Genomic DNA, 23,836 nt, shown 5'->3' with positions numbered 1-23,836 from the left:
GCTTGCGTCCTGTAAGAATTACTTTTTGGAATTTTAAGTGTTTCCAACACTTTAAAGGTTCCGTTACAAGTATTCGATATTGTTCAATTTTCAAGGTCCTGTCCGCTCAGCCTCTCGGCCGGCGACCTGTTTATTTTACCACAGCGTTTCGAACTTGTCAAGCACTTTTTTCGAAGTGTTTTTCAGTTCTTTTTGCTTTGTGGGCCGCCCCGTCAGGGCGCTCATATATAGTACTACAGACCCGGATATTTGTCAAGGGTTATTTTACCATTTTTTGATTTTCTTTTTGCGCTCTCCCCGGCAGCTCTATTCTGGGCAGAAAAAGGGCCGCCTATGCAGCGCACAGGCAGCCCTTCCCAATGGTATCTTTTGGCAGTTTGATTTAAACCTCGGCAGGCGTCACAACCGGCTTGCCGTCCTTATCCAGCAGCACCGTCAGGCCGCCGGCATTGCCGGTTCTGTGGTACAGGTAGTTCACACCGGTCTCGGTGTCCACCCAGACCTCCAGCACATCCAGCGCGCCCTGGGTATACACTTTCTTAAAGCGTTCCATCCGTGTCACCTCCTTTCTAATTGGACCGACAGCTCACGCTCAGCGAATCTCAATGTTCAGCTTATACTTGAGGTTGCCCAGGATCTTCTTGACGGTCCGCTCCACCTGTTCGGCGTCCACTTCCCCATGGGGATCTGCCAGAACCAGCGAGAAGGCCATGCTCTTCTTCCCCTCGCCCAGGTTCTTGCCGCGATAGATATCAAACAGGCTGACATCGGTGACCAGCGGGCTGGCCTTGCGGATGGTATCCTCAATTTCACCGCAGGTGACCGCCTCATCGCAGACCAGGGCCAGGTCGCGCTTGACCACGGGGTACGGGCTGATGGGCTGGTAGTGCAGTTCGCCCTCCACGCAGCCGCTCAGAGCCTCATAGTCCAGCTCGGCCAGATAGATATTCTGGTTTTCCTTTTCATCCTTGGCGATCTTCAGTTCGGCGTTGATCTCATTGGACAGCTTGCCGAAGACGCCCAAGCGCTTGCCCTTGCACCAAACCGATGCAGCAATGCCCGGGTGGAGCCATGCGGTCTCCGTCTCCCGCTCATAGGTGAAGCTGAGGCCCAGAGAGGCCGCCAGTGCCTCCAGAGCGCCCTTGACGGTGAAGAAGTCCTCGCCGGGGCCGAACACGCCCATGCAGAGGGTCTGACGCTCATAGGGACGCTCGGTCAGGGGCAGTTCCTTGGGCAGATAGACGGGGGCAATCTCTGCCAGACGGCCGGCAGCATTGCCCTTCTTCAGGTTGTCCACGATGACATTCAGCATGGAAGGAGCCAGCATGGTCCGCATGATGGACAGATTTTCGCTGATGGGGTTCAGGATGCGAATGGCCTTGCGGGCCGCATCATCCGCCGGGATATGCAGCATATCCAGCTCCGCGGTGGAATAGAAGGCCAGCGTGGAAGCCTCATAGAAGCCCTGTCCGGCCAGCAGACGCTTGACCTTCAGGGTGCGCTTCTGCTCATCGTTCAGGCCGCCATTGGTGACCGCAGCGGTCTTCAGGAAGGTGGGCACGATGTGGTCGTAGCCGTACTCACGGATGACCTCCTCGGCCAGGTCGGGATAGCCCTCCACGTCCTCGCGGTAGAGAGGAACGCTTACCTTCCACTGGCCGTTCTCCACGTCCACCGTGAAAGACAGACGGGTCAGAATGTCGATCATGACCTCATCCGGCACGCGGATGCCCAGCACATCGCAGATCTTCTCCGGGGTGGTGGTAATCACCTTGCGGTCGGTGGAACGGCCGTCGGTGCAGTCGAACTCCAGGGTAGTGATGTCGCCGCAGTCCAGCTGCTGGATCAGGTGCAGTGCACGAGCCAGACCCAGCTGGGGCGAGCTGAAGTCCACGCCCTTCTCATAGCGGGCCGAGGAGTCACTGGACTGGCCCAGAGAACGGCTGGTCTTACGGACCGAGTCGCGGGCAAAGGTGGCGCACTCGAACAGCAGGCTGGTGGTGTGCTCATCCATGCCCGAGTTGGCGCCGCCCATGACGCCGGCCAGAGCCACCGGCTTCTCGGCGTCGCAGATCACCAGGTTATTTTCGTTGAGGGTGAATTCCTTCTCGTCCAGGGTGACGATCTTCTCGCCGGGACGGGCGCGGCGGACGTCAATGCAGCGGCCTGCCACCTTGTCCAGGTCGAAGGCGTGCATGGGCTGGCCGATCTCCAGCAGGGTGTGGTTGGTGATATCCACCACGTTGCTGATGGAGCGCAGGCCGCACAGGGCCAGATGCCGCTTCATCCAGCGGGGCGACTCGCCCATCCGGATATTGCGGACATAGTGGGCCATATAGCGGGGGCACAGGTCGGGGGCTTCCACCGTCACCGAAATGGGCGCATCCGGCTCACATACGGTGGTGTAATCGGTGGCGGGCATGTGCAGAGGCTTGTTCAGGACGGCAGCCACCTCACGGGCGATGCCCAGAATGGACTGGCAGTCGGGGCGGTTGGCGGTGATGGAGATATCGAAAATCGAATCATCCAGGCCCACCACCGGGCAGATGTCTGCGCCGGGGACGGTGTCCTCGGGCAGAATCAGCAGGCCATAGACATCCGAGCCGGGGTACAGATCATCGTTCAGACCCAGCTCCTCGCCCGAGCAGAGCATGCCGTTGGACTCAAAGCCCTGCATCATCCGCTTTTTGATGTGGATGCCGCCGGGCAGGGTCGAGCCGTCCAGGGCGGCGGGAACATGAGCTCCCACAAAAATATTGGACGCGCCGGTGGTGATGTGGATCTCGTGGCCGTAGTCGCCGCAGTCCACCACACACTTGCTCAGGTGGGTGCCCTCCTGCTTTTCGATGGAGGTGATGACGCCCACCACCACTTTGTCGATGCCGGCGGACAGGTCCACCCGCTCCTCTACTTCAAAGCCGCAGGAAAAGAGCTTCTCCTCCAGTTCCTCGGCGGTAATGTCGATATCGACCAGCTCTTTCAGCCAACTGAAAGGTACTTTCATCTTAACCCATCCTCCCTCTTATTCATGGAACTGACCCAGGAACCGCAGGTCGTTCTCAAACATCAGACCGATGTTGTTGATGCCGTATTTCAGCATGGCGATGCGCTCGATGCCGATGCCGAATGCGATGCCGGAGTAGACCTCGGGGTCGATGTTGCAGTTGCGCAGGACCTTCTGGTTCACCACGCCGCCGCCCAGAATTTCAATCCAGCCGGTGTGCTTGCAGAGGCTGCAGCCCTTGCCGTGGCACTCAAAGCAGCTGACGTCCACTTCGACGCTGGGCTCAGTGAAGGGGAAGTAAGAGGGACGCAGACGGGTGCGGACCTCGCTGCCGAACAGCTTCTGGACAAAGACGTCCAGCATGCCCTGCAGGTCGCAGAGGTTGATCCCCTTGTCCACCACCAGGCCCTCCATCTGATGGAACATGGGGCTGTGGGTGGCGTCCGAGTCGGAACGGAAGACGCGGCCGGGAACCAGGACCTTGATGGGAGGACGCTCGGCGTCCATAGTGCGGATCTGGCCGGTGGAGGTCTGGGTCCGGAGCAGCAGCTCATCGGACAGATAGAAGGTGTCCTGCATATCCCGGGCGGGGTGATCCTTGGGGACATTCAGGCGGGTAAAGCAGTGGTCGTCGTCCTCGATCTCGGGGCCCTCGTAAATCTCAAAGCCCATGCCGGCGAAGGCGTCGATGATCTGGTTGCGGACCAGGGTCAGGGGGTGCAGACCGCCGGTGGGGCGGGTCTTGGCCGGCAGGGTGATGTCCACCGTCTCGGCGGCGTTGCGGGCGGCCAGCTCGGCCTGGTTGACCCGGACAGCGGCGGCATCGTAATCCGCCTGAACCTTCTGCTTCAGCTCGTTGATGGCCTTGCCCATGGCGGGACGCTCGGCGGCGTCCACCGTCCGCAGATTCTTCATCAGAGCGGGCACCTGCCCGTTTTTGCTCAGGTACTTCTGCCAGAACGAAGCCAGAGTTTCCTTGGAGGTGACCTGCGCCAGGTCGGCTTCGGCCTGTCTGGCCAGCTCGTCAATGATTGCCTGCATACATTTTCTCTCCTTTTTCTACAGTATCTCGTGCTTCGGGACGGAACAGAAAAAGGCCCCGTCCCCCGGCGGCCAATGGCCAGCCAAGGGACGGAGCCTCATAAAATACTCCGTGGTACCACCCAAATTCCGCGCAGGTGCGACGCTGCGCGGCACTCGAACGCCGTAACGGGGCACACCGTCCCGCACTACCGGACGGCCAAAAGCCGTCTTTCCCGCGGGCCGCTCAGGAGCGAACTTCCCCGCTGCTGCCTCCGGGGGCCCTTGCAGCCGGTGGAGCCCCTCTCTGCGCCAGGCGCACAGCGCGTACTTTCTCCGTCATCGCGTTTTTCGTGATTCGCTTTGCCTATAGTAACACAAACCGCCGGGTTTTGCAAGCCTTTCGGCGCAGGGTCTGTTACGGGGTCAGGCGGTTGGGGCCGCGGAACAGGAACATGCACTCCTTGATGGACAGGCCCACCAGCAGCATGGTCAGGCGGTCGATGCCCAGGCCGAAGCCGCCGTGGGGCGGGCAGCCATAGCGGAAGAACTCCAGATAGAATTCCACATCCTGGCCCAGGCCCTTCTCCTCGGCCTGCTTTTTCAGCACCTCATAGCGATGCTCACGCTGAGCGCCGGTGGTGATCTCCACACCGCGCCAGATCAGGTCATAGCCCTGGGGCACGCCGTTCTCGTCCCGCATGTGATAGAAGGCGCGCTTCTCTGCGTCGTAGTCGGTGACGAACAGGAACTCATGGTTGTAGTGCTTCTTGACCCAGTCGTAGCTCAGACGCTCGGCCTCGGTGGTCAGGTCGCCCTTTTCGGACTCGTCCACCGTATAGCCGAAGTCCTCCTCCAGGCCCTTGTACAGGTCGGCCAGCTTGACCACCGGGAACGGAGTCTCAGGCACCACCACCGGCAGACCGAAGGTCTCCTCGATCTCCTGGCCGTAGGCGTCCTTCACAGCCTGCAGGGCAGCCTTCAGCAGCTCTTCCTCCAGATGCATCACATCGCGGAACGAGTTGATATAGCTGAACTCCAGGTCAAAGCCGGTGAACTCGGTGGTGTGCTTGTTGGTGTAGGACTTCTCGGCGCGGAACACAGGGCCCACCTCGAAAATCCGCTCAAAGCCGCTGGCCATGGCCATCTGCTTGTAGAACTGCGGGCTCTGGGCCAGGTAGGCGTTGCGGTCGAAGTAGTCCACCTTGAACACCTCCGAGCCGCTCTCGCTGGCAGCAGCGATCAGCTTGGGGGTGTGAATCTCGATGAAGCTCTTGTCCAGCAGATACTTGCGCATGGCGTTGACCATGACGGTCTGGGCCTTGAACATCAGCTGGTTCTCATCGGTGCGCAGGTCGATCCAGCGGTAGTCGATCCGCTGGTCGATGCTGGAGCGCTCCACCGCCTTCTTTTTCTTGGTGGCGGCGATCTCCTTGCGGACGATGGGCAGGGCGTCGGCGATGCTCTCGATCTCGATGGTCTCGGGGATCATCTCGATGCCGCCCATCTTGACGTAGTCGTTGGCCATCACCTTGCCCACCACCGTGATGACCGAGTCACCGGTCAGCTGGTCGATGGTACCCACCAGGTCGGGGTGATCCTCTTTCTCCACGGTGATCTGGAGCTTGCCGGTGATATCCTTCAGGACAATAAAGGCCATCGCCTTGCTGCTGCGAAGATTCTCAATAAAGCCCTGCACCTTGACGGTTTCGCCAATATGGCTGCGGACTTCGGAAATATAGGTTCGATCCATTCCAATCCTCCCCAATCCATGACCAGAACGCGGTCATGTTGTCGTTCTCTGGTATAACAGCTCTATTATACTGTATTTCGGGGCAAAATCAAGCGAAAATCTTTCTCCCCTGTTTCAAACCGGATTTGCGCCGCCCCCAAAACGCAGAAAAGGCACGGCTGCCCGCCCCTGCGGGGCTGCATCCGTGCCCTGTCTGTTTAAAAGTCGTTTTCCCGGCGATCCTCCTCCAAATCGGGGGTGCGGGCCGCCTTTTCCACCACGGTGGTTTCCACCCGGTGGCCGGAGACGTTCTTGACGTCAATTTTCAGCCCGTAGCCCTCGCAGGAGAACTGTTCCCCCTCGTCGGGCACGCGGCCCACAATCCCGCAGATCAGGCCGTTGAAGGTCTCGTGCTCGTCGGTGGGCAGCTGGACATCCAGCTCCTCGGCCACCTCCTCCAGAGAGGCCGAGCCGCGGATCTCCCAGCAGTTCTCCCCAATCTTCTGGATTTCCACCTGGCGGACGGTGTCCTCGTCGTCCATGGTGCCCACCAGTTCCTCCATCAGGTCGTGGACGGTGACGATGCCGCTCATTCCGCCGTATTCGTCGATGACGATGGCGAAATATTTCCGCTCCTGCTTCATCCGGCTGAACAGGGCATCCGCCCGGATGCCCTCCGGCACAAAGAAGGGTTTATCCACCGCATGTTTCATCACCGACCGGCGGGACAAGTCGTCCAGCCGGAAATAATCCTTGGTGTTCAGCACGCCCACCACATCGTCCTGGCTCTCGCCGCACACCGGGAAGTAAGTATAGAGGTGATCCCGGATGGTCTGAGCCCAGACGTCCATCTCGTCGGCCAGGTAGAGGCAGACCACATCGCGGCGGCGGGTGCTGACCTCCTCCGCGGTGGTATCGTTCATATCAAAGACGTTCTGAATGATTTCGTTCTCGTCGTTTTCGATGGTGCCCTGCTGGCTGCCCTCCATCAGCATCATCTTGATTTCGTCCTCGGTGACCAGCTCCTGATTCTGGTTGGGGTCGATGCCCAGCAGCCGCAGCAGGCCATTGGTGGAGGCCGTCAGCAGCCAGACCAGAGGAGCGCAGATTCTGGACATAAAGTACAGGACGCCGGACAGGCCCAGAGCCAGGCTTTCGCTCTCCTTCATGGCCAGACGCTTGGGTACCAGCTCGCCAAAGACAATGCTGAAATAGGTCAGCACCAGGGTGATGAGAACCACCACCGCCGAGTGCACCGCACTGCGGGGCACCTGGATATTCAGGCCCAGCAGCAGGTCCACGATGGGGTCCGCGAAGTTTTCCGCCGCAAAAGCGCCGCCCAGCAGGCCGGCCAGGGTGATGGCCACCTGGATGGTGGCCAGGAATTTGGCGGGCTGACGGGTCAGGGCCATCAGCCGCTTGGCCCGTCTGTCCCCTTCCTCGGCCAGGATCTTGAGCCGGGCCTCACTCATGGAAATCACTGCGATCTCCGAGCTGGCAAACAGCGCGTTGACCGCAATCAGAACGATTTGTAAAATAAAAGCGCCAATCATATTTGTTTTCTCCATTCTTTCGTCGTGATCTGCAGGAACACAAAAAGCACAGTCCGCAGCTTATTTCAAGCGCAGACTATGCTCATAAATTCATCCGATTCATAACACGCCGTGGAGAAACAAAGGCTGCCGTATGGGGATCCCCATCCGAACCGTCTTCCATGGAACTTTCACACCTCTCTTCCTGTACATATTAAGGCAATCATACCACAGCACCGAAGAGATGTCAAGACATTCGACGTCAGACGGGCAGCTCGGCTCCCAGCCGGTCGGCGATGGCCTGGGGCGCCAGACCTTCGCCAATCACGATCAGAACCTCCTGTCCCTCCCGGATGGGACAGAGGGAGAAATGTTCCCGGGTGGCGTTCAATTCCAGCCAGCCCGTCCGGGTGGGCAAAAAGCCCTTGACCCGGAAAATCCGGCCGCAGGCAGGGTCCTGCCAGAGGGCTTCCACCCGGCGGCGCAGCTCTTCCGGGGTCAGGTCCAGATGCAGGAAGTACACCGACTCAAAGCCCCCGGCCTCTGCACCCGAAAGGTTCTGCTTGCGGTAGCTGGCCTGATGCCAGCCGCAGGAGGCCAGCCGGGCAAAATCTGCGTCATTCAGCTGGTCCCAGTCCTTGGCCAGAACGTCTTTCCCGTCACTGAACCGCCGGGCACAGCCTGCAGCTTCCAGAGCGCGGTCCAGATGGGCCAGAACGGCGTCGGCCTTATCCTTGCCGGCCTCGCCGTATTTGCTGAGGATCACGCAGCCTGCCCCGGCCGCCTCGCTGGCCAGCAGGTATTCCGCCTGGGGCGAGAGATTTTCCTCCAGGGTGGCGTCCAGAACGGTGATGACGCTGCCCGGCTCGTACCACCGGTCCACCGGCTCCTCACAAAGGGAGTCGAAAAACTCGTCCACGTCGTAAATCCCCGAGGGCTCCACCAAAACCCGGTCGTAGCCCAGCATCCCCATGGCAATCAGTTTGGTGCGGAACCGCCGCTTGTGGCAGTCGGCGTCGCAGCCGCCCGCAATCATTTCCAGGTCGCACTGGGGGCCTTCCAGGTCCTGCAGCAGCATCCGGTCCACGTTGACCGCGCCGTAGTCGTTCTCCAAAATCCCGATTTTCTGGCCCTGGTCCATCAGCCAGCGGGCATAGCGGCGGATCAGGGTGGTCTTGCCCGCCCCCAGGAATCCGGTAATAAGATCAATTTTTATCATATGCGTTCGCCTCCCAAAACGGCTGGTGTTGTCTGGAGCTATTATAACAGGATTCCGCCAAAAAGCAACCGTCCGGGCCAGCAGCAAAACAAAAGGCCCCCGGCGGGCTTTCGCCCTGTACCGGGAGCCGAAATGGATTCAGGATGCGCTCTGCCGGACCGGGCTGAGGCCGGTGACCCGGTTGGCGTGCTCGTTGGCACACACCATCACAATCAGAATCGCCAGCAGATAGACCGGGAACAGGCCGATGGACAGCCGTTCACTCAGCACGCCGAAGGCCGGCGGCATCAAACAGGTGCCCACATAGGCGCTGGCCATCTGCAGGCCAATCAGAGACTGGGACCGCCCCGCGCCAAACCGGGCGGGGGTGGCATGGATGACGCTGGGGTAAATGGGCGCGCAGCCCAGACCCACCAGAACCAGCCCCACCTGGACGCTCCAGCTGGTAGGAAGCAGCAGGGCGGCGCAGCCCACCAGAATCACCGACTGGCCCAGACGAATCATCCGGACATCCCCCATGGCGGTGGCGACAAAGCCGCTGGCCGCCCGGCCCACCGTGATGCCCATATAGAACAGGCTTACCAGACCGGCTGCCCTCTCCGCCGACAGGCCGCTGTGAAGCACCATGTAGCTGCCGGCCCACAGGCCGGCGGTCTGTTCCAGGGCGCAGTAGCAGAAGAAGCCCAGCACCGCGCTTTTTGCGCCCGGAATGCGGGCCACCTGCCGCAGGCTGAGGACCTCAGATTTCTCCTCTTCCCCGCTGGAACCTGCGCCCGGCTGCCGCTTCCACAGGGGCAGGCTAAACACCAGCACCGCCGTCAGAACAAGCTGCATCAGGGAGATCAGACGGTAGCCCATCTGCCATCCCTGTCCCCCCGACAGGGCGTAGCTGATGAGGTTGGGGCCCACCAGAGTGCCCACGCCCCACATGCAGTGGAGCCAGCTCATATGGCGGCTGGCGTAGTGCAGGGCCACATAGTTGTTGAGGGCGGCATCCACGCTGCCGGCCCCCAGACCATAGGGCACCGCCCACAGGCAGAGCATCCAGAACGAGGACGCGGTGGAAAAGCCGAACAGGGCCAGCGCCGTCATGGCCACACTGCAGGCCGTCACCCGGCCGGGGCCCAGCTTGTGGGTCAGGCGGTCGCTGTTGAGGCTGGAGACGATGGTCCCCGCTGAAATAATCATCGAGATGATGCCGGCATAAGACACCGGCACCCCCAGTTCTCCGTAAATGGACGGCCAGGCCGAGCCCAAGAGCGAATCGGGCAGGCCCAGGCTGATGAACGCCAGATAAATGACGCCAAGCAAAAGATGTATCATGCAATTTCCTCCTGATTGATTTGACCGCATTTAGGATACAGCCAAAGACCCCTTGATTCAATCGGAAAAGCGCCTTATACTATAAGAAAACCGACCAAAAGGAGGACATCATGAGTCTGAAAGCCTGCGGCATCAACCCCTACCTGAACATCACGCCCCAGCGCCGGGAGCTGCAGCCCCACGGCACCCTGGACTTTCCCTGCGGGGGCTACGCCGAATGTTATACCTCTGCTCCCGACCGCGCTCTGCCCTGGCACTGGCACGACGATCTGGAAATCATCTACATCCTGTCGGGCGAAATGACCGCCGAAATCCCGGGCCAGTGTTATCACCTGGCCGCCGGGGACTGCATCGCCTTCAACAGCGGGGTGCTGCACTGCGGCAGCACCGACACCGTCTGCCATATCCGCTCGATGGTGTTCAGTCCCAGCCTGGTGACCGGCGGCAAAGATACCGCCTTTGCCAAAAAGTACCTCTCCCCTCTCACCAGCTGCGGCGCATTCCGGGCCTGGGTCTTTGATCCCATCACCGAGGCCGACACCATCCAGCAGTTTGTGACCGCCTATCAGGCTCTGGACCAGGAAACCCCCGGCTATGAGTTTGAGGTGCGGGACAAGCTGTCCGCCGTCTGCATGGCTCTCTGCCGGCGGTTTGCCGACAGCCTTGACCAGTCCGGCACTTCCCGCCGCAACCAGAACGAGGCCCGGGTCCAGCAGATGCTGGCCTTCATGCAGGAAAACTTTTCCCACAACATCACGGTGGCAGATGTTGCCGGGGCGGCGGGCATCGGCGAGCGGGAATGTCTCCGCTGCTTCCAGAAAACCATCCACATTCCGCCCATGCAGTATCTGCTGAAATACCGCATCATGCGGGGCGCCGAGGCCCTGTTGACCCGTCCCACCGACACCATCGCCCAGGTGGCTGTATCCTGCGGATTTGACAGCCCCAGCAACTTCTCCCAGCACTTCCGGCGGTTCTACAGCTGCACCCCGCGGGAATACCGTCTGCGCGGCCGGGAAAAATCCGAATAAAAAGCGGCAGAGCGCGCCTTTTCAGGGCAGCTCTGCCGTTTTGTTTGTTGTTTGGGGTGCCGGTCCCGGGCTTATTCCGCGAAATAAGCGTTCTGGATGGCCAGCAGCACACCGGCGCGGCTGGCGGCAAAGTTCAGGCCGCCCTGCAGATAGCAGGTGTAGGGGGCCCGCATGGGGCCGTCGCAGCTCAGCTCAATGGTGCTGCCCTGGGTGAAGCTGCCGCTGGCCATAATCACCTCGTCGGTGTAGCCCGGTTCGGGGCAGGGTTCGGGAGCAGCATAGCTGTCCACCGGGCTGGCGGCCTGGATGCCGCGGCAGAAGCCCACCAGAGCCTCAGCAGTGCCGGCGTCAAAGCAGGTCACAATGTCGTTGTGGTCGTCGCAGTAGCGGGGCACCGGCTTTTTGCCCACCAGTTCCAGCAGGCACTGGGCGTAAATGGCGGTCTTGATGGCCTCGCAGACCACGCCAGGGGCGTAGTAGAAGCCCATGTACATCTCCCGGGGAGTGTCCAGGGTGCAGCCCAGCTCTTTGCCCAGACCGGGGGCGTTGAGACGGTAGGCACACTGTTCCACCAGGTCCCGGCGGCCCGCAATATAGCCGCCGGTGGGGGCGATGCCGCCGCCGGGGTTCTTGATGAAGCTGCCGGCGATCAGGTCGGCGCCCACCTGACAGGGCTCCTGGGTCTGGGTGAACTCACCGTAGCAGTTGTCTACAAAGACAATGATATCCGGATTGGTGGAGCGAGCCGCCTGGGCCAACTTGCGGATGGTCTCCAGATCAAAGGCGTTGCGCTGCATATAGCCGCGGCTGCGCTGGATGTGGCAGACCTTGGCCCGGGGGGCAGCCGCCGCAATGGCGTCGTAATCGGGGGTAAAGTCCTCCTTCAGGGGCACCTCCTCATACTGGATGCCGTAGTCGGTGAGGGTACCGGTGCCCTTCCCCTTTCCCTCAATGCCGATGACCCCTTCCAGGGTGTCGTAGGGGCGGCCGGTGGCAGCCAGCAGGGTATCTCCTGCCCGCAGCAGGCCAAACAGGGCCACCGCCAGGGTATGGGTACCGCTCATGAACTGGCTGCGGACCAGAGCGTCCTCACAGCCCATGGCCTGGGCAAAAATCTGCTCCAGTTTGGCCCGGCCGGTGTCCCACAGGCCGTAGCCGGTGGTACCCAGCATATCGGTGGCGGACATCTGGTTATCGGCGAAAGCACGCAGCATTTTCAGCTGATTGAAGTCCCGCACTTCCTCCGCCTGGCGGAAATAGGGCGCACAAAGTTCCATGGCCTTCTGGTCCAGCGCCAGGACCTCGGGCTTGTAGTCAAAAAAGCGTTCAAGCATAGGGTATGTTCAGTTTTCCTTTCCAATTTGGTTTGGCTGGCAGCGGGTCAGGACCCCAATCTGTTTCATCCCCAGCCGCTGATAGAAACGGACCCGCTCAGGACGGCACATCAGGCTGACGTCCAGTCCCTCCGCGGCCAGGGTGTTGCCCAGGGAGGCAATGAGCCGCCCGCCCACGCCGCGGCCCCGCAGAGATTCTGCGGCGCATCCGCAGGCCAGATAAGCCTTCCCGCCCCAGATGGCATAAGCGCCCACAGTGGCGGCGATGGTCTCCCCGTCCATCAGGGCCCAGACCCGGGCCAGGCCCCGGTTCCGCTTGGTGCACAGGGCCGAATAGTAGTCCTCCCGCTGTTGGGTCTGGTCGGGGTAGAGAAACCGGGCCAGCGCCCCCGCCGGGGGCTCGGTGTCCAGCCGGAGGCGGGCCCAGAGGCTTTCCTCCGTCGGCGGCAGGGGCAGCCGGTTCCCTGCTGCCAGGGCAAAGCAGTACACTGGCTCGGCCGGACTCCACCCCGCCGGGGGCGGACCGTCGGTGATGAGGGACCGGCAGCCGCAGAACCCCAGAAACGAGGCCAGTTCCTCCGGGTTGGCGCCGCCGGCGGCCAGAACATCGGGGCCGCCGATGTCCATGGCCAGAGACGGCCCGGCATAGAACCGGCCGGGCTGGCTGCGGCCAAAGAGGGCCTGTTCCATGGGCAGCAGGGTTTCGAGACAAGGCACGCCCCGGCAGGCGCGGCGGAATCGCTTTTTTCCTGCCGGGGTGCTGATGCGGGCAATCACAGCCCCTTCACAATCTCCTTGAAGTGACGGCCCCGGACCTCAAAGTTGGGGTAAACGTCAAAGGATGCGCTGGCGGGCGACAGGCTGACAATGTCGCCGGGCTTTGCCGCGCCGCGGGCCAGAGCCACTGCGTCCTCCATGCTGTCGGCGTGGAGGATTTCCAGGCCGCTCTCGGCGAAGCCGGGCTCCTCCCGCACCGCCTTTTCAATCCGGGGACCCGTGGCGCCCATCAGAACCAGAACCTTGACGTGGGCCAGCAGTTCGGGGGCCAAGGGCTCATAGGGGATTTTCTTGTCGTAGCCGCCGGCGATCAGGATGATCTTCTGGTCGAAGCTCCGCAGGCCGGCAATGGTGCGGGTGGGGCTGGTTGCGATGGAGTCGTTATAATAGGTGACGCCGTCCAGCACACGCACCGGCTCGATGCGGTGTTCCACGCCGGTAAAGGTGCTGCCCACCTTCTGGATGGCCTCCACCGGCACGCGGCCCCACACAGCAGCCGCGGCGGCCAGCAGGTTCTCGATGTTGTGCAGGCCCCGCAGCTTGACGTCCTTCTGGGCCAGGAAGGGGGTCACCACCCCGTTCTCGGCCATGCAGAGCATCCCGTCTTCCCGCAGGAAAGCGCCGTTGTCGGTCTCGTGCAGGCGGGTGAACCAGACCTGTTCTCCCTTGCAGTCGGCCTGCATGGCGCGGGTGATGTCGTTCTCATAGCCCAGGACGGCGCGGCAGGGGGGCACCTGATGAATCAGAATGTTCCGCTTGGCGTCGATGTATTCCTGCATATCCTTGTGGTGGTCCAGGTGGTTGGGGGTCACGTTGGTGACCACAGCCACCTTGGGGCTCTTGCGCATGCTGATGAGCTGGAAGCTGGACAGCTCCACCACCGCCACGTCGTCGGGAGACACGTTGGGCAGCATGGGCAGCAGTGCTGCGCCAATGTTGCCGCCCAGGTGGACCCGGCGGCCCGCCGCCTTGAAGAACTCGCTGATCAGGGTGGTGGTGGTGGTCTTGCCGTCGCTGCCGGTCACCGCCACAATCTCACAGGGGCAGAAATCAAAGAAAAGCTCCACCTCGCTGGTGACCATGGTCCCTGCTGCGATGGCATCCTGCAGGGGCTTCTGGTAATATTCAAAGCCGGGGGTGCGCAGGATAATGTCCTGGCCCTTAAATCCATCCATATAGCCCTCGCCCAGGCTCAGATGGATGCCCAGCCGGCGGATGGTGTCGGCGTAGTCGCCGAACTCCTCCACCGTTTTCTTCTTGTCACAGAGGGTCACCTCGGCGCCCAGGCCCACAAACTCCTCAATCAGGGTCTTGTGGCTGACGCCTGCGCCGATGAAGGCGACCTTTTTCCCGCGCACCAGCGCGGCAAGCTGCTGCTGTTCCTTCTGCATAACCAAATCCTCCCGGGGGCAGCCGCCCCCTATCTGTCAGAAATTCAGACACACGGCCTATTATATCCCTTTTCGCCCCGCTTGGCAACGAAAATCCCAAAACAAGGCGCAAAAGCCTGTTGTCTTTTCAAACCGTTTCTGCTACACTTGACCCAGAGCAGTATGGGAAGGATTTCGGCGTGGGTACGCGCCTGCGCCTTTTCTTCCCAAAGCGCCGTCCCCGGCGCCCTGCTTTTCTTTATGCCATCGCGGGCCGCCGTATCCCGGCCGCCCGGGCATCTTTTTCCCCTGCCGGCAGCCTTCCGGGGATATTCGCCGGGCCGGTTACATAGAGTTTCAGTGCACAGCACTTGGAGATACAGAAAGGACATTCGCCTTGAAACGCACCTTGATTCGTTTTTTTGCCGTCGTTTTTGCCGTGGTTATGCTTTTGCCCCTGACCGGGTGTACCCAGGGATCGGGCGTCAACAGCTTCACCTGGTTTGTGGATGAAATCCCCGCCAACCTTGACCCCCAGATCGCCTCTGCTCCCGAGGACGTGATCGCCTGCACCAACCTGTACGGCGGTCTGGTCCGGCTGGACGCCGAGGGCCAGCCCCAAAATGACCTCTGCGAGAGCTGGAAGGTCTCGGCCGACGGACTGACCTATACCTTTTATTTGAAGGCCGGCCTGACCTACAAGGCCACCAACGGCGAAACCACCAGCTATGCCATCACCGCCGAGGATTTTGTCTACGCCTTCCAGCGGATGTTCTCCCCCGAGACCCGCTCCCCCTATGCGGTGGAGTTTTCGGCCATTCAGGGGGCGGACATGGCCCTGGCGGGGCTGATCAGCCCCGAGAAAATCGGGGTCACCGCCACCGACACCCTGACTCTGGTGTTCACCCTGTCTGAGCCGGACGACGATTTCATCCACAAGCTGGCCCTGCCCGGCGCCATGCCCTGCGACGAGGAATTTTTCCTGAGCACCGGGGGCAGCTACGGCCTCACCAGCGACACCACCCTCTCCAGCGGCAGTTTTTATCTGTACAACTGGACTTCCGGCGGCCTGTTCCTGCGGCGGGATGTGAGCGGCGGCCTGGTGGACTCTCTGCGCCTGGTCCAGAACACCGGCTCGGTCCAGTCCGCCGAGGATCTGATCCTCAACGAGCGGTGCACCGCTGTTTTGGACACTTCCGACGCAGCCACCAGCCTGCGCTCCCTCAGCTATTCCGACACCACCTGGTGCCTTCTGTTCAACACCCAGAACGCCGCTCTCTCCTCCACCGAGCTGCGGCAGGCGCTGGCCTCGGCAGCGCGCCAGGCCATGCCTCTGACCGTCAACACCACCATTTATGCCACGGCCACCGGTCTTATTCCCGACGGACTGACGGTGGGCAGTGTGGATTACCGGGAGACCGCCGGAGACCCCATTCCCTCGCTGGGCAACGCCTACAATCTCTACCGGGCGGCCCGGCAGACGGTGTCCAGCTCGGACCTGATGGGCATTACGGTTCTGGTCCCCCAAGAGGCCGGCCTGACCCAGGCGGTGGAAGCCATCAACAGCGTCTGGCAGCGGGAGCTGTCCCTGTTCTTCTCCATTGAGGAAGTTCCCCAGGAGGATTTTCAGGAGCGGATGGACGACGGCGACTACACCATCGCCATCGCCCCGGTGACCTGTACCGACGGCAGCGTCTACACGGTGCTGCGCAGTTTCTCTACCGACGGCCTGTGCCACTACGACGACATCACCTATGAAACCCTGCTGGCCCAGAGCGCGGCGGCCGCCAGCAGCTCCGCCCGCTGTGAACTGCTGGCCCAGTGTGAGCGGCATCTGCTGGAATCCTGCGCCGTGGTTCCCCTCTTTGCCCAGCAAAAGCGCCTGCTGCTGGCCGACGGCGTGGACGGTCTGGTGTTTGACCCCTACGGCCCCGTGCTGGATCTGACCTGGACCACCAAACAGTAACACACAAAAAACAGCTTCACCCCGCCGGGAGGTGAAGCTGTTTTTCTTGTTTTAATGGTTCTTTTGTCCGCTGAAAAAGGCCAGCGCCAGACAGAGGGCGATCCCGGCCAGAAACGGCACAGCGTAAAGGAATGCTACGCCAGCGGGGGCGCTATAGCCGACGTATCGAATCCCCCACAGCATATCGCTGTAGGCGAAGCCCACCACAGCGCACATCACCACCGACAGCAGCACCGCCAGAACCAGCCAAAACATCCAAAGCCGCCGCACGCAAACACCTCCCATCTTCTCACTCCACCGTAAAAATTTCCTCAATGGTCACCCCGAACACCTTGGCAATGTTCCACGCAAGAACCAGGGAGGGGTTGTACTTTCCTTTTTCCAGATTGCCGATGGTTTCCCGCCGGACGCCCACCAGATTGGCCAGGTCCTCCTGCTTCATGTTGAAACGGGCCCGGTACTCCTTGATTTTATTCCGGATCATGCCCCAGCCCCCAGCTTTCTTTCATCTGGTAGTAGGCAACCGACAGCGCCTGCACCGCCACCGCGGCCGCCCAGCCGGACAGGATGCCATACAGCAGCGCCTCCCCTGCCGGCAATCCCCGCAGCATACACACCGCCGCCACGCAGCCTGTCACCAGCATATCCCAGTAGAACGCCCGGGCCGCCGATTTGTTCATGTATTCCTTCAGCATTTCATCCGAAGCGAGGAAAAAATACCGAAAATCCACCGCGAAGGCAAAGAACGCCAGAAAGGCGCGGTGTTCTGTAAAAATCCCAACAAAGCCCAACAGGGACAAAAACCCCAGCAGCCCTTCGGTATAACATCTCGATTTCATGACAAAACCTCCTCAATGTGGTATTTTTCGCTCTTCATGTTATAAATATACCACACGGCACAAAAGTTGTCAATCAAGCAGGGTGTACATAACTGCACCGTTTCTTTTGGGCAGACTGCACACAAAAAGCAGGGGCCTGACGGCCCCTGCCCGGCGGCGCCCCCCGCAAATCTCACATTTCTTTTTCGTACCGGCAATGCCAGTAGATGGCGTACCCATGAACCAGCAGATAGACAAACACCAGCATCAGAAGGGCGGCCAGATCCACCTGCATGAGGGCAAATACCAGCATCAAAGCCCCAAAGGAAAAGGTCATCATGTCAAAGGCTTTGCTTTTGGCCTGGCTGGCAATGGCCTGGTTGCGCTCATCTTTCTGCGCAATTTCCAGCTGTTTCCGGATTTCCGGACTGTTCCGCAGAGCCCAGCGGGAGACCAGCTCCCCTGTCCCCTGGCCAAACAGTCCGGCCCCCAGGCCGATGCAGACATAGGCCAGCGGTTCAATCCGTCCAAGCAGCCCTGCTCCCACCATCATCAGAAGCACACCTGCTGCGGCAATCCAGCCATCTTTCGACTTTTTCATATTCCTGTGCCTCCTTTACATCCGCTTTTCCAAAATGCGGAACACCACCACGCCGATGACCCACTGAAACACCGTCAGCAGGAACACCATCAGGATCACCCAGGCCTGAGCCCGCGCCAGCGCCAGCACCAAAGCCACGCCAAACAGCACAATCAGCATGATCTGATAGGCAATGTGCCCTGCCTTCATCCGCAGGAACTGTTTGCGCTCGTCCACAGCGTTGATGTGGGCCTCCTGTTTCCGGGCCTGGTAGGCGGCCTGGCGCTGGGGAGCCTGCCAATAGATCACCCGGGCCAGATGGACCGTTCCCGCCGAGACCAGACCCACTCCGGCCGCAAAAACCATGGTATCGTAATATTCCACCCGCATGACCAGGCCCACAGCTATCAGCACCACACCGATCACGATATCCACGACAAAAGGCATTCGCTCTTTCATGTTCCATCCTCCTCTTCATAGATGAAAATGTCCTCAATGCTCATCCCGAAGTACCGCGCAATCTTAAAAGCCAGCAGAATGGAAGGGTTATACCGTCCATTCTCCAGAGAACCAATGGTCTGGCGGGATACCTCAAGGGCATTGGCCAGTTCTTCCTGTCGGATGCCGCGCTCCTTGCGCAGCTGTTCCAGCCGATTTTTCATTTCCTGCCTCCCTTCCAGATGGAAAGTTTGCTTTCCATGATTTCAGTATAGCAGGTTTTCCCAGAATGTCAAGCTTGCTTTCCATTTTGGATGAGATTGAAGTCAAGGCAGCCCGACGGCTCTATACATACCGGCAGAATCTATCTTGACTCCCTCCGCGGAATCTGTTATACTTCATACATACCAAGAGAACGTTTCAAGGAGGCTTGCGGTATGGCGCGCAACAAATACCCTGAGGAGACGGTGGAGCGCATTCTGGATGCGGCACAGCGCCTTTTCCTAGAAAAAGGCTATGAGAACACCACCATTCAGGATATCGTGGACCAGCTGGGCGGCATGACCAAGGGTGCCGTCTACCATCATTTCAAGTCCAAGGAAGAAATCATGGACGCCGTGGGCGACCGGATGTTTGAGCAGAACAACCCGTTTGAGGCGGTGCGCAGCCGCACCGACCTGAATGCTTTGCAGAAATTGCGGGAAGCAATCCGCCTCAACCAGGCCGACGCCTCCCGCACCGATCTTACCGTCCAGGCCATCCCCCTCACCCACAATCCCCGGCTTCTGGTGGAGATGATCGACGCCAACCGCCGGATTTTGACCCCCTACTACTACCAGCTTTTGGAGGAGGGCAACCGGGACGGTTCCCTCCACACCGACTATGCCCGGGAAATCTCCGAGCTGCTCCCCCTGCTCACCAGCCTCTGGCTGCTGCCGGCAGTCTTTCCTTCCACCAAGGAGGAGGCCCGGCACAAGTTCCTGTTTCTCGGCGACATGCTGGAGAAAATGGGGGTTCCCCTCTTCGACGATGAAACACGCCGCCTGGTGGATGATTTCTTCGACCGCATCCCCGACGGCGTCTATCCAAACTGATTTTCTGTTGCCTCTCATCCAGAGGCAATTTTTTGAAAGCATATACATTCATTCAGTAGGTATTATTCTTTGCAGAGCGCGGCGCAGGCCGCTTTTCTTTCGGGATTATACATACCTTTCGAATGTATCAAACAAAAGGAGGCACTGTATGCAAGACATTGTACTTTCCGCCCAGGGGTTGACCAAATGCCGGGGTAGGCCTGTAGAGAAAATCCGTTCCTGCTGCCATCGTGGCGGGGGTGATTCTGGTGATTCTGGTCTGTCAGGTGATGCCGGTCACCTTCTTTCATCCCGCTTTGCTGGCCCTTCTTCCGCTTTTGTTCGCTTTGCTGGCCGCGTTGGCCGCGGGTTCTCTGTTCCAACCGGTTGAAAATATGGAGGTATCGTCAATGACATCCAAACGACTCTTCAACTCCAACTTCACCTTTCTGATTCTGGGTCAGATCAGTTCCCTGTTGGGAAACTATACCCTCAAATTTGCTCTTTCTATGTACATTTTGGAGCAGACCGGGTCAGCAACTCTTTTCGCCAGCCTGCTGGCCGCAGCCATGGTGCCCACCATTCTGATTTCACCCTTTGGGGGAATTCTGGCCGACCGGGCTGACCGCCGGATGGTTATGGTGGGGCTGGATGCCTGTTCCGGTGCGGCGGTCCTGCTGGCCGCGCTCGCCCTGCCCAAAGGGCACGACATTGCCGTGATTGCGGTTTTGCTGGTGGTTTTGTCCATCCTGGCCGCCTTTGAGTCCCCCACCGTCCAGGCCTGCGTGCCCCAGATGCTCCCGGAGGAACGGGTCCTGCAGGGCAACGCCGTGGTGAACCAGGTGTCCGCCATTGCGTCCATGGTGACCCCTTTTCTGGGCAGCCTCTTTTACACCGCCTTTGGAATTCAGCCCGTCTTTTATGCCGCTGTGGCCTGCTTTTTTCTGACGGCCCTGCTGGAATGTCTGATCCATCTGCCTCCCGTTGCATCTGAAAACCATCTTGGCCTGCGCGCTATCCTGCGGGATGATTTTGCCGCCACCCTCCGCTTCCTCCGCCGGGAACAGCCCGCCATTGTTAAACTGCTTCTGCTGGCAGCGCTGGCAAGCTTCTTTGTTGCAGGCACGGTGGTCGTGGGATTCCCCTACCTGGTACGGACGGTGCTGGGCCTTTCGGCCAGCCATTATGGCGCTGCCGAGAGCGCCATGGGCGTCGCCGCCATTCTGGGCGGCCTGTTGGTAGGACTGCTGGCCCAAAAGTTCCGTCCCCGCCACCTCACCGCGGTTTTTCTGCTGCTGGGGCTCTGCCTTCTGCCTGCAGGCGCGGCCTTTCTGGCGCCCCTCAGCTCCTGGAGCCGCTATTTGATCCTGATGGCCGCTTTCTGCGTCTGCCAAATGGGATGCAGCATCTTTTCCACCTACTCCATCACCCTCATCCAGGCCCGCACCCCTGCCCAGCTGATGGGCAAAGTCATGTCCTGCGTCTTTACCCTCTCCATGTGCGCCCAGCCCCTGGGCCAGCTGATCTATGGAGCACTGTTTGACCGCTTCGCCGCCTGCGTCTACTGGGTTCTCATCCCCAGCGGTTTGATCCTCTGCGTCATTGGCTGCGGGTCCGCCGGATTTTTCGCCCGCCTCCGTGAAAATCAGACCGGTTGAATGAGAAGCAGTCTCCCCTATTCTCTCGGCCCGGTAAATACACAAAGTCCCCTGTCCGCAGACTTTGCAGGCAGGGGATTTTGTTAGAGAAAATTCCGGGCGTCATGAAAGCAAGAGCATTCGCTCTATACCGCAAAACAGGGCGCTCCCCGAAAGAGCGCCCTGTCTGAAGCAGGATTTATATGGGAACGCATCCCGGAGGGATGGCTCTCTTTATGGAAACTGGCGATTACTCCTCTGCGGGGGTATCCTCAAAGCCGAGGACCGCGGTCACAATGGCCGCTACGGCGATATCCACCGCAATGGCGATGGCCATGGCCCACATGGTCTGCTGGAAGATGGGCAGCGCCAGAATGGTGGAGTAGCCATAGACGTAGGCCGTGGCGCCCAGCGCACCGGCCACCACGCCGCCGGCAGCCGCACCCACCATGATGCCGATCATGGGCTTTTTCAGGCGGAGGTTGACGCCGTAGAGCGCCGGCTCGGTGACGCCGGCCACGATGCAGCCAAAGGCAAGGCTCAGGCACTCAGCGCGGAAAGCCTTGTTTTTGGTACGGAGAGCCACGCCCAGGCAGGCGCCGCCCTCAGCCATGTTGTGCAGGATGTAGGAGGGGCGGAAAAAGACATCATAGCCCGGGTCGGCAAAGGCCTGCACCATGAAGGGAGTGACGGCGTGGTGCATACCGGTCATGACCAGCCAGGGCATGGCGGCGGCCAGCAGCGCAATGGCCACCGGGCCAAAGGTGGCAGATGCCCACAGGAAGAAGTGAACGATGACGCCGCCCACCAGGTCGCCCAGAGGTCCCAGAACCGTGATGCCGGCCACATAGGTCAGGCCCATAGTGCACACGCCCACCAGAACGGTGCGCAGGATGCCGGGAATGATTTTGGTGAGAATTTTCTCACAGTAGTACGCAAAGATACCGATGAGCAGGGCGGGCAGCAGGGTGCTGTTGTAGCTGACCTTGGTGACCGGCAGGGAGAAAATGGTCACCGGGCCGTCCGCAAACATGGCAATAAAATCGGGGTAGACCAGAGCGGCCGCCACGCTCATGGCATACAGCGGGGTTCCGCCCAGCTTTTTGGCCACGCCATAGGCCACAAACACCGGCATGAAGTAGAACGGCACATTGGCCAGCTGGCTCAGCAGAGTATACGAGGAGGTCCCCTCAAAAGCAGGATACACCAGGGTAGCCAGCAGCAGGAACACCTTGAGCATGCCGCCCGACACAAGGCCCGGAATCAGCGGGGTGACCGAGGCCGACACAAAGCCAATGAGGCGGTTGCCCAGGTCGGCGGCTTTCGCCTTGCCGGTGAGCTTGGGCTTTTCCGCCGGGGTGTCGTCATCCGGGACCACACCGCCGGCCTTGCCGCCGGCGGCCTCATAGATCTTGACCGCCTCGGTGTACACCGGAATCACGTTTTTGCCCAGGACAATCTGCAGCTCATCGGTGGCAAAGACCACGCCGAGCACCCCTTTGATGGCCTTGATTTCCTCGGTCCGGACAGCCCCTTTGTTCCGCACAAAGAAGCGCAGCCGGGTGGAGCAGTGGGTGACGCTGGACAGGTTGGCACAGCCGGGTGGAGCAGTGGGTGACGCTGGACAGGTTGGCACAGCCGCCGCTGAGCTCAACGAGGGTTTGGGCTACTTGTTTGGCATCCATGTTTGTACTTCCTTTCTCATGAAAAGTTTCTGTTTGCAGAGGGCGACAAAATCGACTATACTGGGTGCATGAAAAGCAGGAGGTGCCGCCATGATTCTTGAAAAACTGTCCGGCGAAAAATTCACCGCATCCGAAAAACAGGTGGTGGACTTTATTCAGCAATACCCGCGGGTGGTGATCAATCTCTCTTTGGAGGAGCTGGCCGCCGAGACCTTTGTGTCCCAGGCATCCATCATCCGACTGTCCAAAAAGCTGGGCGCCAAGGGCTTTGCCGACTTCAAAATCCAGCTGGCCGCCGAGCTGAGCACCTTTGCCCAGGACGAAAAGGAAATCCCGGTGGACATCCCCATCCCGGAGGGCTGCACCACGCCGGACATCGCCCGCACCTTTTACAATTTATCCCGCCAGGCACTGGACACCACCCTGCATGCGCTGGACGTCATTGCCCTGCAAAAGGCGGCCACCCTGCTGGCCTATGCGGATTTCATTCATCTGTACGGCCGGGGCGAATCGCTGATTGTGGCGGAGGATTTTCACTACAAGCTGCTGCGGATCGGGATGCACTCCCAGCTGGAAACCCTGAACGGTTTCCAGGAGGCCCGCAGCCGCATCCCCAATCCCAGACTGAAGGAAGCGGCCCTGGTGATCTCCCAGTACTGCAACAGCCGCCAGGTCCACTATGTGATCGATGAACTGATGAGCGCCGGCATCCCCTTCGTGCTGCTGACGGCCGCCGAAAATCCCTGGCCCTACAACAAATACGCTGCGGCCACCCTGCGGATCAGCTGCAGCGAAAGCCGCTACAAAATGGGCAGTTTTGCCTCCCGCACCGCCATGCTGTTCCTGCTGGACTGTCTGTACGGGGAGATTTTCTCCCGCCAATATGAGCGGAACAAGGACAATCTGGCGGCCTTTTCCAAGCGGAAAACCGAGCGGGACTACTATTACACCTTCCTGCCTGAAAAACCAGCGGAGGACCTGACTTAAACCCGGGCCACGCTGTCGGCGCGGGCCGCCTGGGCCACCGCCGAGGCCACTGCATCCCGGACCCGGCTGTCAAAGGCCAGCGGCAGGATGTTTTCGCTGTTCAGTTCGGATGCGGGAATCAGGCCGGCAATGGCATGGGCCGCCGCAATCTTCATTCCCTCGGTGACCCGGCTGGCCCGGGCATCCAGAACGCCCCGGAACAACCCCGGGAAAACCAGCACATTGTTGACCTGGTTGGGATAATCGCTGCGGCCGGTGCAGACCACCGCCGCGCCCGCCTCTTTTGCCAGGGTGGGGTCGATTTCGGGGG

The 23,836-nt window shown here is 60.3% G+C and carries 23 protein-coding genes; 5 read left to right on the top strand and 18 right to left on the bottom strand.

The features are described 5' to 3' along the window. Window positions 1-382: 382 nt before the first annotated feature. The 7 genes from B5G28_RS11030 to B5G28_RS11000 all read right to left on the bottom strand — a co-directional run bounded on the left by B5G28_RS11030 (window position 383) and on the right by B5G28_RS11000 (window position 9,830). A complete protein-coding gene (locus B5G28_RS11030) occupies window positions 383-553 on the bottom strand; it encodes a DUF6440 family protein (RefSeq protein WP_204228848.1) in 171 nt (56 codons plus the stop codon). A gap of 39 nt (window positions 554-592) precedes the next feature. Beyond that, window positions 593-3,004, bottom strand: a complete 2,412-nt coding sequence (pheT, locus tag B5G28_RS11025) for a phenylalanine--tRNA ligase subunit beta (protein ID WP_087248760.1) — start codon at window positions 3,002-3,004, stop codon at window positions 593-595. 18 nt (window positions 3,005-3,022) lie between these two features. Beyond that, entirely contained in the window at window positions 3,023-4,045 is a 1,023-nt protein-coding gene (pheS, locus tag B5G28_RS11020; RefSeq protein ID WP_087248758.1) for a phenylalanine--tRNA ligase subunit alpha, read from the bottom strand. 397 nt (window positions 4,046-4,442) lie between these two features. Continuing rightward, the gene (aspS, locus tag B5G28_RS11015) at window positions 4,443-5,777 is read right to left on the bottom strand and encodes an aspartate--tRNA(Asn) ligase (protein ID WP_087248756.1); all 1,335 of its coding nucleotides are present in this window, start codon (window positions 5,775-5,777) and stop codon (window positions 4,443-4,445) included. Between the two features lie 197 nt (window positions 5,778-5,974). After that, window positions 5,975-7,309 (bottom strand): hemolysin family protein, encoded by a 1,335-nt coding sequence (locus tag B5G28_RS11010; RefSeq protein WP_087248754.1) that lies wholly within the window; start codon window positions 7,307-7,309, stop codon window positions 5,975-5,977. A 241-nt stretch (window positions 7,310-7,550) separates the two neighbouring features. Further along, entirely contained in the window at window positions 7,551-8,507 is a 957-nt protein-coding gene (locus tag B5G28_RS11005) for a GTP-binding protein (RefSeq protein WP_087248752.1), read from the bottom strand. 138 nt (window positions 8,508-8,645) lie between these two features. Beyond that, window positions 8,646-9,830: an MFS transporter gene (locus tag B5G28_RS11000; RefSeq protein WP_087248750.1), complete on the bottom strand. Its 1,185-nt coding sequence runs from the start codon at window positions 9,828-9,830 to the stop codon at window positions 8,646-8,648. 110 nt (window positions 9,831-9,940) lie between these two features. On the opposite strand from B5G28_RS11000, the gene B5G28_RS10995 reads away from it, so the two are divergent. Continuing rightward, the gene (locus B5G28_RS10995; RefSeq protein WP_087248748.1) at window positions 9,941-10,861 is read left to right on the top strand and encodes an AraC family transcriptional regulator; all 921 of its coding nucleotides are present in this window, start codon (window positions 9,941-9,943) and stop codon (window positions 10,859-10,861) included. Between the two features lie 71 nt (window positions 10,862-10,932). Here the strand turns inward: B5G28_RS10995 and B5G28_RS10990 are convergent, their stop codons facing one another. The 3 genes from B5G28_RS10990 to murD are packed head-to-tail and all read right to left on the bottom strand — an operon-like array spanning window position 10,933 to window position 14,363. Next, window positions 10,933-12,195: a methionine gamma-lyase family protein gene (locus tag B5G28_RS10990; protein WP_087248746.1), complete on the bottom strand. Its 1,263-nt coding sequence runs from the start codon at window positions 12,193-12,195 to the stop codon at window positions 10,933-10,935. A 9-nt stretch (window positions 12,196-12,204) separates the two neighbouring features. Next, window positions 12,205-12,972: a GNAT family N-acetyltransferase gene (locus tag B5G28_RS10985; RefSeq protein ID WP_087248744.1), complete on the bottom strand. Its 768-nt coding sequence runs from the start codon at window positions 12,970-12,972 to the stop codon at window positions 12,205-12,207. Beyond that, on the bottom strand, window positions 12,969-14,363 hold the full coding sequence (murD, locus tag B5G28_RS10980; protein ID WP_087248742.1) for a UDP-N-acetylmuramoyl-L-alanine--D-glutamate ligase: 1,395 nt from the start codon (window positions 14,361-14,363) through the stop codon (window positions 12,969-12,971). The genes B5G28_RS10985 and murD overlap by 4 nt, the downstream gene beginning before the upstream one ends. A 376-nt stretch (window positions 14,364-14,739) precedes the next feature. Here murD and B5G28_RS10975 point away from each other — a divergent pair, with 376 nt between their 5' ends. After that, the gene (locus B5G28_RS10975; protein ID WP_242967588.1) at window positions 14,740-16,308 is read left to right on the top strand and encodes a peptide ABC transporter substrate-binding protein; all 1,569 of its coding nucleotides are present in this window, start codon (window positions 14,740-14,742) and stop codon (window positions 16,306-16,308) included. A gap of 51 nt (window positions 16,309-16,359) precedes the next feature. Here B5G28_RS10975 and B5G28_RS10970 read toward each other — a convergent pair whose 3' ends face one another. The 6 genes from B5G28_RS10970 to B5G28_RS10945 all read right to left on the bottom strand — a co-directional run bounded on the left by B5G28_RS10970 (window position 16,360) and on the right by B5G28_RS10945 (window position 18,368). Next, window positions 16,360-16,563 carry a hypothetical protein gene (locus B5G28_RS10970; protein WP_087248740.1) on the bottom strand — a complete coding sequence of 68 codons (204 nt, stop codon included), beginning with the start codon at window positions 16,561-16,563 and terminating at the stop codon, window positions 16,360-16,362. Window positions 16,564-16,597: 34 nt separating this feature from the next. Beyond that, complete coding sequence (locus B5G28_RS10965) at window positions 16,598-16,792, bottom strand: helix-turn-helix transcriptional regulator (RefSeq protein ID WP_087248738.1); 195 nt, start codon at window positions 16,790-16,792, stop codon at window positions 16,598-16,600. Beyond that, window positions 16,779-17,147: a DUF3796 domain-containing protein gene (locus B5G28_RS10960; protein WP_087248736.1), complete on the bottom strand. Its 369-nt coding sequence runs from the start codon at window positions 17,145-17,147 to the stop codon at window positions 16,779-16,781. Before B5G28_RS10960 ends, B5G28_RS10965 begins: the two co-directional genes overlap by 14 nt. A 172-nt stretch (window positions 17,148-17,319) precedes the next feature. Continuing rightward, on the bottom strand, window positions 17,320-17,727 hold the full coding sequence (locus B5G28_RS10955) for a hypothetical protein (protein WP_087248734.1): 408 nt from the start codon (window positions 17,725-17,727) through the stop codon (window positions 17,320-17,322). Window positions 17,728-17,742: 15 nt separating this feature from the next. Continuing rightward, complete coding sequence (locus tag B5G28_RS10950) at window positions 17,743-18,165, bottom strand: hypothetical protein (RefSeq protein WP_087248732.1); 423 nt, start codon at window positions 18,163-18,165, stop codon at window positions 17,743-17,745. Beyond that, a complete protein-coding gene (locus B5G28_RS10945; protein WP_087248730.1) occupies window positions 18,162-18,368 on the bottom strand; it encodes a helix-turn-helix transcriptional regulator in 207 nt (68 codons plus the stop codon). Before B5G28_RS10945 ends, B5G28_RS10950 begins: the two co-directional genes overlap by 4 nt. A gap of 213 nt (window positions 18,369-18,581) precedes the next feature. Between B5G28_RS10945 and B5G28_RS10940 the strand changes: the two genes are divergently transcribed. Together B5G28_RS10940 and B5G28_RS10935 are read left to right on the top strand one after the other, a co-directional pair. After that, entirely contained in the window at window positions 18,582-19,238 is a 657-nt protein-coding gene (locus B5G28_RS10940) for a TetR/AcrR family transcriptional regulator (RefSeq protein WP_087248728.1), read from the top strand. Window positions 19,239-19,627: 389 nt separating this feature from the next. Continuing rightward, window positions 19,628-20,875, top strand: coding sequence for an MFS transporter (locus tag B5G28_RS10935; RefSeq protein WP_087248726.1), 1,248 nt, complete (start codon window positions 19,628-19,630; stop codon window positions 20,873-20,875). 229 nt (window positions 20,876-21,104) lie between these two features. Here B5G28_RS10935 and B5G28_RS14730 read toward each other — a convergent pair whose 3' ends face one another. Then, window positions 21,105-22,490, bottom strand: a complete 1,386-nt coding sequence (locus B5G28_RS14730; RefSeq protein ID WP_087248724.1) for a PTS transporter subunit EIIC — start codon at window positions 22,488-22,490, stop codon at window positions 21,105-21,107. Between the two features lie 139 nt (window positions 22,491-22,629). On the opposite strand from B5G28_RS14730, the gene B5G28_RS10925 reads away from it, so the two are divergent. Continuing rightward, the gene (locus B5G28_RS10925; RefSeq protein ID WP_087248722.1) at window positions 22,630-23,526 is read left to right on the top strand and encodes a MurR/RpiR family transcriptional regulator; all 897 of its coding nucleotides are present in this window, start codon (window positions 22,630-22,632) and stop codon (window positions 23,524-23,526) included. Here B5G28_RS10925 and B5G28_RS10920 read toward each other — a convergent pair. Then, the coding region (locus tag B5G28_RS10920) for a malic enzyme-like NAD(P)-binding protein (protein ID WP_275537497.1) at window positions 23,523-23,836 on the bottom strand (314 nt) is incomplete at its 5' end. The two genes, B5G28_RS10925 and B5G28_RS10920, sit on opposite strands and share 4 nt — an antisense overlap.

The organism is Faecalibacterium sp. An77 (assembly GCF_002161315.1).
Lineage (GTDB): Bacteria > Bacillota > Clostridia > Oscillospirales > Ruminococcaceae > Faecalibacterium.
The sequence above is the reverse complement of the archived record's forward strand: the minus strand, read 5'-3'. Positions and strand labels throughout refer to the sequence as shown.

Excerpts from the sequence above, each read along its gene's own strand:
- B5G28_RS11010 (WP_087248754.1), bottom strand. The coding sequence starts at position 7,309 with ATGATTGGCGCTTTTATTTTACAAATCGTTCTGATTGCGGTCAACGCG.
- B5G28_RS11000 (WP_087248750.1), bottom strand. The coding sequence starts at position 9,830 with ATGATACATCTTTTGCTTGGCGTCATTTATCTGGCGTTCATCAGCCTG.
- B5G28_RS10970 (WP_087248740.1), bottom strand. The coding sequence starts at position 16,563 with ATGTTTTGGCTGGTTCTGGCGGTGCTGCTGTCGGTGGTGATGTGCGCT.
- B5G28_RS10940 (WP_087248728.1), top strand. The coding sequence starts at position 18,582 with ATGGCGCGCAACAAATACCCTGAGGAGACGGTGGAGCGCATTCTGGAT.
- B5G28_RS10950 (WP_087248732.1), bottom strand. The coding sequence starts at position 18,165 with ATGAAAGAGCGAATGCCTTTTGTCGTGGATATCGTGATCGGTGTGGTG.
- B5G28_RS10935 (WP_087248726.1), top strand. The coding sequence starts at position 19,628 with ATGACATCCAAACGACTCTTCAACTCCAACTTCACCTTTCTGATTCTG.
- pheS (WP_087248758.1), bottom strand. The coding sequence starts at position 4,045 with ATGCAGGCAATCATTGACGAGCTGGCCAGACAGGCCGAAGCCGACCTG.
- pheT (WP_087248760.1), bottom strand. The coding sequence starts at position 3,004 with ATGAAAGTACCTTTCAGTTGGCTGAAAGAGCTGGTCGATATCGACATT.
- B5G28_RS10960 (WP_087248736.1), bottom strand. The coding sequence starts at position 17,147 with ATGAAATCGAGATGTTATACCGAAGGGCTGCTGGGGTTTTTGTCCCTG.
- murD (WP_087248742.1), bottom strand. The coding sequence starts at position 14,363 with ATGCAGAAGGAACAGCAGCAGCTTGCCGCGCTGGTGCGCGGGAAAAAG.
- B5G28_RS10925 (WP_087248722.1), top strand. The coding sequence starts at position 22,630 with ATGATTCTTGAAAAACTGTCCGGCGAAAAATTCACCGCATCCGAAAAA.
- B5G28_RS10965 (WP_087248738.1), bottom strand. The coding sequence starts at position 16,792 with ATGATCCGGAATAAAATCAAGGAGTACCGGGCCCGTTTCAACATGAAG.
- B5G28_RS10955 (WP_087248734.1), bottom strand. The coding sequence starts at position 17,727 with ATGAAAAAGTCGAAAGATGGCTGGATTGCCGCAGCAGGTGTGCTTCTG.
- B5G28_RS10995 (WP_087248748.1), top strand. The coding sequence starts at position 9,941 with ATGAGTCTGAAAGCCTGCGGCATCAACCCCTACCTGAACATCACGCCC.
- aspS (WP_087248756.1), bottom strand. The coding sequence starts at position 5,777 with ATGGATCGAACCTATATTTCCGAAGTCCGCAGCCATATTGGCGAAACC.
- B5G28_RS10945 (WP_087248730.1), bottom strand. The coding sequence starts at position 18,368 with ATGAAAAATCGGCTGGAACAGCTGCGCAAGGAGCGCGGCATCCGACAG.
- B5G28_RS10990 (WP_087248746.1), bottom strand. The coding sequence starts at position 12,195 with ATGCTTGAACGCTTTTTTGACTACAAGCCCGAGGTCCTGGCGCTGGAC.
- B5G28_RS11030 (WP_204228848.1), bottom strand. The coding sequence starts at position 553 with ATGGAACGCTTTAAGAAAGTGTATACCCAGGGCGCGCTGGATGTGCTG.
- B5G28_RS11005 (WP_087248752.1), bottom strand. The coding sequence starts at position 8,507 with ATGATAAAAATTGATCTTATTACCGGATTCCTGGGGGCGGGCAAGACC.